Genomic DNA, 11524 nt, shown 5'->3' on the forward strand with positions numbered 1-11524 from the left:
GAGCGGTCGTTGATCGGCCGCTAAAGCAGAGCGTGCCCAGGTGCGCAGGGCATCGGGTGCTTCCCGCAGCGAAATAAAGGAGGAGCGAAGCGGGGGACATTCGCGGAGGGAAGTACCCGGTGTCCTGTGCACGCACAAAGAACGCACCCGCCCCCAAACGACAGCGACAACAACACGACAAGCCCTAACGTAGTAGAAAACCGAAATGAGCTGGACCCCGAAAAAGGCCATCCCCCCCGCCGAACTGCAGACCTCGCTGCTCGCCGAGCCAGCCCAGGAACTCGCGCTGCTAGACGTCCGCGAAACCCGGTGGTTCGTGCAGCGCCACCCCAACCTCGCGCGCAACGCCCCCTGCAGCGGCCTCGAACTGCAGATCGGTGCACTCGTGCCGCGCCGCTCCACGCCCGTCGTGCTCTACGACGACTACAACGCGCCCGACGGCGCCGCACAGGCCGGTGCCGCCTTGCTCGCCCGCATCGGCTACTCCGACGTTCGTACGCTCGATGGTGGCCTGCAGCGCTGGGTCACGGAAGGCCTGCCCGCCATCGACGGCTACGGCACCCTCGTCAAGGCCTTCGGCGACCGGGCCCGCTTGCACTACCGCACGCCGTCCCTGCCCGTCGAAGCGCTGCGCACCCGTCAGCGCCAAGGCCTGCCGACCACGCTCGTCGACGCCCGGCCGCGCGCCGAATTCGAATTCCTGTCGCTGCCCGGCGCGCGCAACCACCCCGGCACCGAGCTCGCGCTGCGCCACTTCGAGCCGCGGCAAGGTGAAGGGCACGTGTGGGCCATCAACTGCTTCAGCCGCACGCGCGGCATCATCGGCGCGACCACGCTGCGGCTGCTCGGCCACGCGCCCGATGCGGTGTTCGTCGAAGACGGCGTCATGGCCTGGGGCCTGCAGGGCGCGCCGACCGTGCAGAACGCCGCGCCCGACGACGAGCTTCCGCCCGAGTCGCCGCAGGTGCTGCGCCGCATCGCCGACGAGCTCATCGAACGCTTCGCGCTGCCGGTGGCCGATGCCCGGCAGCTCGCGCAATGGCGGGCCGACGACACCCGCACCCTCTACCTCTTCGATGTGCGGCCCACGGCCGATCCGGCGCTGGCGGGCACGGCGGTGCAGCAGGTGCCGGGCGGGCAACTGTTGATGCATTTCGAAAACCTCGTCGGCACGCGGGGCGCGCGCATCGTGCTGCTCGACGATCCGGCGCACCGGTTGCGCGCGGCCGTCACCAGCTTCTGGCTCACGCAGCTCAACCAGGCCGAAGTGCATATCTATGACGACGACGGCGGCGGCGCCTTCCTGCCGGAACAGGCGCCGCCCGCAACACCCTCCGCCGTGGCGAAAGACGCGCCGCAGGCGCTCGACCCCGCCGCGCTGGCCCAGCTGCGCCGGAACGGCGCGGTCACGGTGATCGATGTCGGCCCCAGCCTCGACTACGAGCGCGGCCACCTGCCGGGCGCGCTCTACATGCTGCCGGCTTCGCTGGCGCCGCTGGCCGCGCACGCCGTGGCCGGGCGCACGCTGGTCTTTACCTCGCCCGACGGCGCGGCCGCGGCCCGCGTGGCGCGCGACGCGCACCAGCGCTGGCCGGGTTCGGGGGCGGTGTTCACCTGGCTCCAGGACGGAACGCAGGGCTGGAAGGCCTCAGGGCGGCCGCTGACCACCGCTTTCGTGCCGGCCCAGCTCCTGACCCCGTTCGACGACGACTGGGGCTCGGTGATGCGTGTGTTCGGTCCGCGACGCGACGCGGCCTGGGCCGACTACCTGGCGTGGGAGCGCGCGCTGGCCGAGCGGGTGCTGCAAGACCCGTCGGTGCGCTTTCGCTTCTTCCCGCTGCCTGACTGACTAGCGGGCCGGCGTAGGGGCCGGGTCGGGCAGCTCGATCTTGATGTCGAGCACTTCGAGGTTGTCCTGGGTTTCCAGGTGCACCTTGATGTCGTCGGCGTTGATCGACACGTATTTGGAAATCACCGCCACCAGCTCGCGCTGGAGTTCGGGCAGGTAGTCGGGGCGCTTCTTGCCGCTGAGGCTGGAGCGCTCGTGCGCGAGGATGATCTGCAGGCGTTCTTTTGCGACGCTTGCAGTCTTCTTCTTCTCGCCAAGCAGGAACGAGAGAAACGACATGCCTACTTGCTCCCGAAAATCCGCTTGAAGAAGCCCGGCTTCTCGGCGTCGACGAAGCGCATGGGTTTCTCTTCGCCGAGAAAACGCGCCACCACGTCGCTGTAGGCCTGCGCCACGTCGGTGTCCTTGTCGTGGATCGCCGGCACGCCCTGGTTGGAGGCATGCAGCACGCTTTCCGACTCGGGAATCACGCCGATCAGCTTGATGCGCAGGATGTCCTGGATGTCTTCCAGCGAGAGCATCTGCCCGCCCGCCACCCGGTTCGGGTTGTAGCGGGTGATCAGCAGGTGCTCCTTGATGGGGTCGCCGCCGTCCTTGGCGCGCTTGGTCTTGCTGCTCAGCATGCCCAGGATGCGGTCGGAGTCGCGCACCGAGGAGACTTCGGGGTTGGTCACCACCAGCGCCTCGTCGGCGAAGTACATCGCCATCATGGCGCCGGTCTCGATGCCCGCGGGCGAGTCGCAGATGATGTATTCGAAGTCCATCGCGGCCAGGTCGGCCAGGATTTTCTCGACGCCTTCCTGCGTCAGCGCTTCCTTGTCGCGCGTCTGCGAGGCGGCCAGCACGAACAGGTTGTCGCACTGCTTGTCCTTGATGAGCGCCTGGCTCAGGTTGGCTTCGCCTTGAATGACGTTGATCAGGTCATACACCACGCGGCGTTCGCAGCCCATGATCAGGTCGAGGTTGCGCAGGCCCACGTCGAAGTCGATCACGGCCGTTTTCTTGCCCGCGAGCGCCAGGCCCGATGCAAAGCTGGCGCTCGTGGTCGTCTTGCCGACGCCGCCCTTGCCCGAAGTCACCACCACAATTTTGGCCATGGCCATTCCTTCTTGTTTCGATTCTGTTGTTGGTTGTCAGGTCGCCGCGTTCCCCGAGGTCAGTCAGGGAATGGCGTCGATCGCGATTTTCTTGCCGTCCAGGCGCACCTGGGCCGACTTGCCCAGCACCGCATCGGGCAGCGGGACTTCATTGGTCCGGTAGATGCCGGCAATGGCCACCAGCTGCGCTTCCATGCAGGTCGAGAAGATCCGCGCCTCGGTGTTGCCGCGCGCGCCGGCAATCGCCTTGCCGCGCAGCGGGGCGTACACGTGCACGTTGCCGTCGGCAATGACCTCGGCGCCGAAGCTCACCACGGCCGTCACCACCACGTCGCCGCCGCGGGCGTAGACCTGCTGGCCCGAACGCAGCGGCTTGTCGATCAGCAGCGTGCCGTTGGCCGGCACCGGCACTTCGCGCACGATCTGCGGGGCTTCCGAGGCAGGGGCCTCGGCGGGCGGGGCCGGCGGCCGGGGCGCGGGCGCCGAGGGCATGGCCGCCAGCGACAGGCCGGCGGCGCGGGCCGCGGCATTCTGGGCGGCGTTGCCGCCGCGCACCGCGATGGGCTGGGTCTGGTGGCGCGCCAGCAGGCTGCGCAGCGCGGCGAAGTCGATCTCGGCGTTGGGGGAGGAAGCGGCGTCGGCGTCGCTGCCTTCCTCGTCCTGCCCTTGCAGCAGCGAGAGGTCGATCACCACCGGCTCCTGCTCGAAGAAGTCGGGCGAGTCGGCCAGCTGGGCGTCAAGCGCCTCGGCCAGCACGTCCAGGTCGGACGTCTTGAGGATCACTGCGATCAGCGGCAGCGTGGCGCTCTTGAATTCGAAAACCGCCTTGGTGCGCGCGGCGGAGACATCGGCCATTGGAAAACGTCGGTGCGAAAAGCGTTGGAGTCTAACGGGCGCGGGCCAAAGCCCGATGAACAGCGCCACATTCACTCACTCCACCACAACATTTATTGCACCACGTTGCATTTCAGAAGGGAAGGAGTTCGTTGCGGTCGCAATGCACGGTTCAGCGGTTTGGATCGACGCAGAGACGCGCCATGAAAAGACCCGATTCATAGAATTTGCTGGCTCGCGTCTGGCCGTCGTCCGGCATATGGCGTGGAAAAAACAAAAGCACAGGGGGATCCATGCCGACCATCTCGCAGCGCAGGGGCGATGCGCTTTCGCGCGCCCGCAAACGGCCGCCATGCATCGGTGCCGTCGTTCCGTGGCTGGTTTCCGCATCGGGGTCGGCCATCGCGGGCTTGTGCACCTTGGGTCGCTGGCTCGCCCTCGCCGGCGTACTTTCTTTGCTGCTGACGGCTTGCAAGCCGGACGCGCCGAAGAAAGAGGAGCCCGTCACGGTGGGTATCACGGGCTACAACTTCACGAACGAGGGGGTGCAGCGGTACTTCGTCAACAACACGTACGGCTCCAACCTTCCTCCCTATGGCGGGGGCGGGGCCACTTCATGCTGCGTGAGTCTGCCGGCCAAGTGGTCGCCCGAGCTCAAAATCGAGTTGACCTGGCGGATGGGCGATTGGACCGTGCCTTATGAGCAGATTGCGCATCTCTCGACGGACGAGCAACTGAAATGCTGCTGGAAAGTCCGCGCACTTGCCAAGACTGTTTCGGTCGAGCCATATCAGGCAGACACGATGGGCAGCCTCCAGGTGTTCTTCCTGCCTGAGGACGAAATCAAGGTATGGGTTTATCTGGCAGGTCCGCAGAACCCAGGCCATCCCTCGCGCATGGGCTACCCCGCGCCGTCTGCGCCTTCTCATTCCGGGGAGCCCACCAATGATCGATAGCTTGCTTCAGCTGTTGTGGCGCTGGCTCGTGCTTTTCGTCGCAGCGGCTGTGCTGCTGACGGGTTGCAAGCCGGAAGCTCCAAAGAAAATGGAACCGGTCATGGTGGGCATCACCGGCTACAACTTCACGAACGAGGGAGTGCAGCGGTATTTCGTCAACAACATGTACGGCTCCAACCTCCCGCCCTATGGCGGCGGTGGGGCCACTTCATGCTGCGTGAGTTTGCCGGCCAAGTGGTCGCCCGATCTCAAAGTCGAACTGACCTGGCGGATGGGCGATTGGACCGTGCCCTATGAGCAGATTGCGCACCTCTCGACGGACGAGCAACTGAAATGCTGCTGGAAAGTCCGCGCGCTCTCCAAAAGCGTTTCGATCGAACCCTATGAGGCCGACACGATGGGCAGCCTCCAGGTGTTCTTCTTGCCCGAGGACGAAATCAAGGTGTGGGTCAGCAAATACGACCTTGGCCACGAGAAGCATCCCTCGGGCATGCCGTACCCGCAGCACCCAGTAGTGCCGTTGTCAACGCTTTCTCATTCCCAGGAGTCCGTCCATGGCCGTTAGCCCCATCCCCATTGCGCAGTCCGGCGAACGCCCGTTGTCGTTCCGTGAGCAGATACAAAAAGCTGGCGCGGCCAGTTGCGCCGCTTCCCGAGGCCCTCACTGCGATTTTCAGGTCCACGTCGGCGTCTTCTTCGACGGCACCAACAACAACCGCCAGCGTGACCAACTGGATGTAAGCAATCCGAATGCGCGCAGCCACAGCAATGTGGTCGTGCTGTACGACACCTACAAGGACAAACCGGAGGAAGGCTTCTACCGCATCTATGTTCCGGGCGTCGGAACACCGTTCCCGGAGATTGGAGAATTGACGGAGACGCCGGATGGCAAGGCCAAGGCGACCGGTGGTGACGCACGCATCAATTGGGCGTTGCTCGAGATGCTCAATGCCATGCATCGAACAATTCTCAGGGAGCGACTTGTCCCGGCTGAGCAACTCAAGGACCTCGTGCACGCCCAACCTCTGCACTATGGATCGAACCCCGGCTCCAATATCGAAGGCAAGCGCGCCTACTTCTGCGGGGAAGGCATTGCCTCGGACGGAGGGTTGCTCGCAAAGCTCGAACGGGGACTCAAGAGGAGGCCGCCCAAGCGCTTGAGCCTTGTCAGCGTGAGCGTGTTCGGCTTTTCTCGTGGGGCGGCACAAGCGCGCGCGTTTTGCCACTTCATTCACAACATCATGCTCAAGGCCGACGGCGGAGGCTACACGTTGGCCGGGGTTCCTTTTCGTCTTCAGTTCCTGGGGCTTTTCGATTCGGTGGCGTCCGTCGGCCTGGCGGATTCCTCGCCCACGCATCGGGGGCTGGGTGGCTGGGCCAGCGGCACGTTGGACATCGCCCCTTCGGTCGAGCGTTGCGTACACCTGTGCGCGGCCCACGAGATCAGACTCAACTTTCCGCTCTCGACGGCGCGCACGGGCACGCGCTATCCGCTCAACTGCATTGAAAAGGTATATCCCGGTGCGCATTCCGACGTGGGCGGCGGCTATGACCCCGGTTGTCAGGGCAAGGCCAGCGAGTCACGCAGCAAGCTGCTATCGCAGATGCCGCTGTTGGACATGTACCGCGAGGCGCAGGTGAGTGCGGTGCCCTTGCTGAGCATTGCGCAGCTCAAACAGGCCGCAAAGGGAGGTGAAACCGTCGCCGACTTGCAGATCAACGAAGAAAGCGCCAAGTACTTCAACGCCTACCGCGAATGGGCGGCTGGTGTGGCGGCGCCGACAGTCGAAGAAACCTTGCATGGCCACATGAAACTGTACTGGCTCTGGAGGCTGCGCTGCATCGGTCGCACCGACACGCTCGAAAGCTACAAGCAGGCCAGCTCGCAGGATCGCCAGGATGTGATGGAGAGCGACGGCGACTTCATGACCGACATGGCCAAGGCGTTGGAAAAACAGCGGGCACACATTGCGAGGCCTCATCACGAGCCCTCGTTTGCGCAGGCGGAACGCGACTTCGTGCAGGTGAACGCCACCTATCTGCAAAGCGGGTCATCGGTCGTCCCGCCACTGGTCGGCAGGTTCTTCGATCTGATGGTGCACGACTCCCACGCGTCGTTCTACATGGTGGGGCCTGTGACGGCCTATGACCGCGAGCAGAAGATCAAGGAAATCCAGGCCCGGCTGCGCGCTGCGCAAGAACGCCTGCAGCAGATGCGTGCCGACCCCAGGCAGGCGACGCGAATGCAGGGCGTAGCGTCCGATGCGATGCTTTCGCTCAACGATCTGGAGCGGCGCATTCTTGATCACCAGCGACACCATCCGGGAGAATTCCCCATCCTCACGGATGCCGATCGCGATCAGTTGCTGGCGATGGAGGACATGACCACCAGTGGCGCGGTACGCCTTGTGACGCGCAAGACGCGACGCGAACTCGGCGGACATGTGCGTTATCGGCGCGTGTTCGACAAGAGTTGAACACGCGGTCTTCTTTCTCAAGCGTTGCGCGATTTGCCCAGCAGCGCGTAAAGAATGATCGCCCCGAAAGTCGCGGTTCCGATGCCGCCCAGCGCGAAGTCGCCGAACTTCAGCGTGAAGTCGCCGGTGCCGATGATCAGCGTGATCGCGGCCACGATCAGGTTCTTGTTCTGCGAGAAATCGACCTTGTTGTCGACCCAGATCTTGGCGCCGGCAATGGCGATCAGGCCGAACACCACGATGCTCACGCCGCCCATCACCGGCAGCGGAATCGCCTGGATCAGCGCGCCGAACTTGGGGCTGAAGCCCAGCACCAGCGCGATCAGCGCCGCCACCACGAACACCGCCGTCGAGTAGATGCGGGTGGCCGCCATCACGCCGATGTTCTCGGCGTAGGTCGTCACGCCCGTGCCGCCCGCGGCGCCGCTCACCACCGTGGCGATGCCGTCGCCGATGAAGGCGCGGCCCATGTAGGGGTCGAGGTTGCGCCCCGTCATGGCCGTCACCGCCTTCAGGTGGCCCAGGTTTTCCGCCACCAGAATGATCGCCACCGGGGCAATCAGCAGCATCGCGTTGGCCGTGAACACCGGCGTGGTGAAGGTCGGCATGCCGAACCAGGCCGCGTTGGCGATGCCGCTCAGGTCGACCGGCTTGCCCCAGCCCAGGCCGTTGGTCAGCACGGCATAGACCACCGTCGCCAGGATCAGCCCGGCCAGGATCAGCAGGCGCTGCAGCATGCCGCGCGCGAACACCGCCACCAGGCCCACGCACAGGAAGGTCACCGCCTGCATCCACGACTCGAAGTTGCTGCCGGCCATGTTCTTGATCGGCACGCTCGCCAGGTTGAGCCCGATCACCGCCACCACCGCCCCGGTGACCACCGGTGGCATGAAGCGCTCGATCCAGCCCGTGCCGATGGCCTGGACCAGCGCGCCGATCAGGATGTAGACCACCCCGCAGGCAATGATGCCGCCCAGCGCCACCGCGATGTTGGCGTTGGGCCCCTTGCCCGCGTAGCCGCTGGCCGCGATCACCACGCCGATGAAGGCGAAGCTCGACCCCAGGTAGCTGGGCACCTTGCCGCCGGTCACGAAGTAGAAGATCAGCGTGCCGATGCCACTCATCAAAATCGCGATGTTGGGGCTGAAGCCCATCAGGATCGGTGCCAGCACCGTGGCCCCGAACATCGCGATGACGTGCTGCACGCCCATCGCGCCCGTCTGCAACCAGGGCAGCCGCTCGTCGGGCGCGATGACCGCGCCGTTGGCCAGCGCGGACGCGGGCCGTTCAGTCCAGTTGAACATGTGATTTTTCTCCTTCTTGTTGGTGGTGCCTGCGGGAAGCCGCAATGCGTCGGGGTTCCCGGGGCGTGATTGTGGGCGATAGCGGCGGCAAGCGGGCTAGGATGTCAGTCATAGGCGGACACGCGATCAAGCGGCCATTCAACGGCTTGGCGACGCCGTTAAAACCTCAGGCACCCATGACCCGCAAGCACTCCATTCCGCTCGGCATCCAGGTCGCATTTGGATTTGGCGCTTTCATGGCATTGATTGCCGCCATCATGTATGGCGCCAGTTGGCTTTCATCACCGGAGCAGGACTGCATCAAGCACTGCGCCACTCTGGGGAAGAACGGGTCCATGGTCAGCATCTACCGCTGGGAGCAAACGGCCGGCATGCGCGGCACAGGACCGGTGGAATGCAGGTGTTCGTAGCTTTCTGGCCTCTCTTTTCCAGCACCCGCGAAAGCAGAGGGCGTTAGATATGTCGCTTCCACAGGTCAATCGAAACAAGACGGGCGGCTGGATGCTTCTTGGCGGAGCCGTGGTATTCGCCGTGCTCTTCTTGCACGAAGTGCGGGCCCTGGTGCAGGCAATGCGAGCCGAGTCCTGGCCGGTTGTCACGGGCACGATCGTCGAGTCGCGACCCGTGCTCGGCTGTGGCAAGGGTGGTTCGTACTACCCCCTTGTTCGCTACAGGTATGTGTACAACGCACAGGTGCACGAAAGTCGACGCATCGCATTTGGCTGGGTTGACTGTGGCTCCGAGCCACGCGCCAGCATGATTGCGGCGTCCCATCCACCCGGCGAGCATGTCCGCGTCTGGGTACGGCCCTCGTCTCCGAGCGAGGCAACAGTGATGGTGGGCAATATTTCGGACGGCTCCTGGTTCGGCATGGCGCTCTGGCCCGTCTTCACCGTTCTCAGCTTCATGATGGGGCGTTCTCTGCTGCGACAAGAGAGGGCGGACCGAAGAAATGTCCGATAGACCAGAGCAAGCCTGCGCCAGGTAGGTATTTGCCGCGACGTTTGCAGAAGATCACGAAATGCCAGTTGGCATTGCGCGTGCCAGCTCGCGCCGGCGCATGACGCTGCCGAGACAGCCGCTTTCAGCGCGGCTGCAACACCGCCATCGTGATCCGCGACACGCAGGTCAGCTCGCCCGCCTCGTTCGTCAGGTCGATCTGCCAGACCTGCGTCGTGCGGCCCCGGTGCACCGGGCGCGCCGTGCCGATGACCCAGCCGCTGGTGACCGAGCGGATGTGGTTGGCGTTGATGTCCAGGCCCACGGCGCGGTCGCCTTCGGGGGCGGAGTAGTGGGCGCCGCAGGAGCCCAGCGTTTCGGCCAGCACGACCGACACGCCGCCATGCAGGATGCCGTAGGGCTGGCGGGTGCGCTCGTCGACCGGCACGCGGGCGCGGATGAAGTCGTCGCCCACCTCCAGGAACTCCATGCCCAGCGTGGCGACGGCGGTGCCGACGTGGTTGCGGGTCAGTGCTTCGACGGAGATTTCTTTTTTCCAGATACGCATTCGGTTCTTTCCGGTTTCCGGGACAGGGAGGATGGGAGGGAGGGTGAGTGTCTGGAAACTATAGCGATGGCGGCTGACAACGGCAGTCGCCTTTGCGTGCTAACTTGGGCCGATGAAGCACCCGGTCCGACGTTGGCTCATTGGCATTGCCGCCGTCCTGGTGCTGGGCGCCGGCGTGCTGGTGCTCGTGGTGCGGGCCCGGCTGCCGACCGACGCCGAGGTGGCGGAGCGGATTTCCAGCGGTTTCGAGCAGCGCTTCGGCATTGCGCTGAAGGTCGGGGGCGCGCATTGGTCGCTGCTGCCGGTGCCCGTGCTGGTGCTGTCCGACATCGCCACCGACCAGCCGCGCCCCATCACCCTGCGCCGCATCACGCTGCAACTGAAGCTGGCGCCGCTGCTGTTGCAGCGCGTCATTGCCCTGGACGAGGTCGAGCTCGAAAGCCTGGTGCTGCCGCGGGCCTCGGTGCGGGCTTTCCGCGGCAAGGGCCCCAAGCCGGTGGAGGGTGGCGGCAACGTCGTCGCGCTGCCCGCGCCCTGGACGCTGGCGCCGGTTCCCGTGGAACAGGTGCGCTGGCGCGACGTGGTCTGGATCGACCGGCGCGACATCGCACTGGCCTACGACGGCGAGGTTGTCTTCGACCCCGAATGGCGCCCGCGCCAGGCGCGCATCGAGCGCGCAGGCGTGTCGCCGCCGGCGCGCCTGCGGCTGGACCGCGAAGCCGGGCAGGACCGCTGGCGCACCCGCATCGACGCGGGGGGCGGCACCTGGAACGGCGTCGCACGCTTCGAAACGCTGGCCAGCGGCAAGCTGCGCGTGTCGGCCGAGCTCGAACCCCGCCAGGTCGATATCGAGAGCCTGGTGCAGGCCTTCGGCCGCAGCAGTTCCCTGGCCGGCAAGGTCTCGGGCCATTCCACGCTGACGGCCGAGGCCGACAAGGCGCAGGACGTGGGCGCGCTGATGCGCAGCCTGCACACCCGCACCACCTTCACCGTGCAGCCCGCCACGCTGACGAAGCTGGACATCGCCAAGGCCGTGACCACCGTCGGCATCAGCCGCGGCGGGCGCACCGCGCTCGATGAGCTCACGGGCACGCTGGACACGCAGGGCACGGACGATGGTGTGGTGATGCAGTACAGCAATCTGAAGGCGCGTTCGGGGGTGCTTACCGCGAGCGGGAAGCTGCGGCTGTTCAATCGCAAGATGGACGGGGAGGTGGCGGTCGACCTGGTCGATGGGGTGGTCGGGGTGCCGCTGAAAATCGGCGGCACGGTGAGCGACCCCGAGCTGTCGCTGACCGGCGCCGCGCTCACGGGCGCGGCGATCGGTAGCGCGGTGTTGCCGGGCGTGGGAACGGCCATCGGCGCGCGCGTGGGGCAGCAGGTGGAAAAGCTGTTCGGCGGCGGCGACAACAAGACGTCCACCGAAACGAAGAAGCCGGTGCCGAAGCCGCGAGCGTCGCAGCGCTGAAGAGGGTTGGTTGCGGGGTCATTCTTTGGCTT

The 11524-nt window shown here is 65.5% G+C and carries 12 protein-coding genes; 7 read left to right on the forward strand and 5 right to left on the reverse strand.

Annotated elements, in window-relative coordinates:
• Positions 1-205: 205 nt before the first annotated feature.
• A complete protein-coding gene (locus tag DBV14_RS17585; RefSeq protein WP_124460453.1) occupies positions 206-1849 on the forward strand; it encodes a rhodanese-like domain-containing protein in 1644 nt (547 codons plus the stop codon).
• On the opposite strand, the gene minE is transcribed toward DBV14_RS17585, so the two are convergent.
• The 3 genes from minE to minC form a co-directional block, all read right to left on the reverse strand.
• Positions 1850-2128, reverse strand: coding sequence for a cell division topological specificity factor MinE (gene minE, locus DBV14_RS17590; RefSeq protein WP_124460454.1), 279 nt, complete (start codon positions 2126-2128; stop codon positions 1850-1852). It lies immediately after the preceding gene.
• Between the two features lie 2 nt (positions 2129-2130).
• On the reverse strand, positions 2131-2946 hold the full coding sequence (gene minD / locus DBV14_RS17595) for a septum site-determining protein MinD (protein ID WP_124460455.1): 816 nt from the start codon (positions 2944-2946) through the stop codon (positions 2131-2133).
• Positions 2947-3009: 63 nt separating this feature from the next.
• Positions 3010-3801: a septum site-determining protein MinC gene (gene minC, locus DBV14_RS17600; RefSeq protein WP_124460456.1), complete on the reverse strand. Its 792-nt coding sequence runs from the start codon at positions 3799-3801 to the stop codon at positions 3010-3012.
• Between the two features lie 272 nt (positions 3802-4073).
• On the opposite strand from minC, the gene DBV14_RS17605 reads away from it, so the two are divergent.
• From DBV14_RS17605 to DBV14_RS17615, 3 genes are read left to right on the forward strand one after another with little or no spacing between them, the layout of a single operon-like run.
• Positions 4074-4736: a DUF3304 domain-containing protein gene (locus tag DBV14_RS17605; RefSeq protein WP_124460457.1), complete on the forward strand. Its 663-nt coding sequence runs from the start codon at positions 4074-4076 to the stop codon at positions 4734-4736.
• Positions 4726-5301 (forward strand): DUF3304 domain-containing protein, encoded by a 576-nt coding sequence (locus tag DBV14_RS17610; protein ID WP_124460458.1) that lies wholly within the window; start codon positions 4726-4728, stop codon positions 5299-5301. Before DBV14_RS17605 ends, DBV14_RS17610 begins: the two co-directional genes overlap by 11 nt.
• The gene (locus DBV14_RS17615) at positions 5291-7213 is read left to right on the forward strand and encodes a DUF2235 domain-containing protein (protein ID WP_124460459.1); all 1923 of its coding nucleotides are present in this window, start codon (positions 5291-5293) and stop codon (positions 7211-7213) included. The genes DBV14_RS17610 and DBV14_RS17615 overlap by 11 nt, the downstream gene beginning before the upstream one ends.
• 17 nt (positions 7214-7230) lie before the next feature.
• Here DBV14_RS17615 and DBV14_RS17620 read toward each other — a convergent pair whose 3' ends face one another.
• Entirely contained in the window at positions 7231-8517 is a 1287-nt protein-coding gene (locus DBV14_RS17620) for a solute carrier family 23 protein (RefSeq protein WP_124460460.1), read from the reverse strand.
• 176 nt (positions 8518-8693) lie between these two features.
• On the opposite strand from DBV14_RS17620, the gene DBV14_RS33455 reads away from it, so the two are divergent.
• Positions 8694-8927 carry a hypothetical protein gene (locus DBV14_RS33455; RefSeq protein ID WP_185546051.1) on the forward strand — a complete coding sequence of 78 codons (234 nt, stop codon included), beginning with the start codon at positions 8694-8696 and terminating at the stop codon, positions 8925-8927.
• Positions 8928-8976: 49 nt separating this feature from the next.
• The gene (locus DBV14_RS17625; RefSeq protein WP_185546052.1) at positions 8977-9480 is read left to right on the forward strand and encodes a DUF3592 domain-containing protein; all 504 of its coding nucleotides are present in this window, start codon (positions 8977-8979) and stop codon (positions 9478-9480) included.
• Between the two features lie 121 nt (positions 9481-9601).
• Here the strand turns inward: DBV14_RS17625 and DBV14_RS17630 are convergent, their stop codons facing one another.
• On the reverse strand, positions 9602-10024 hold the full coding sequence (locus tag DBV14_RS17630; protein WP_124460462.1) for a hotdog fold thioesterase: 423 nt from the start codon (positions 10022-10024) through the stop codon (positions 9602-9604).
• A 112-nt stretch (positions 10025-10136) separates the two neighbouring features.
• Here DBV14_RS17630 and DBV14_RS17635 point away from each other — a divergent pair, with 112 nt between their 5' ends.
• A complete protein-coding gene (locus tag DBV14_RS17635; RefSeq protein ID WP_124460463.1) occupies positions 10137-11492 on the forward strand; it encodes an AsmA-like C-terminal region-containing protein in 1356 nt (451 codons plus the stop codon).
• The last annotated feature ends 32 nt before the right edge of the window (positions 11493-11524 follow it).

The sequence above is a fragment of the Variovorax sp. KBW07 genome (assembly GCF_003852515.1).
Taxonomy (GTDB): Bacteria; Pseudomonadota; Gammaproteobacteria; order Burkholderiales; family Burkholderiaceae_C; genus Variovorax.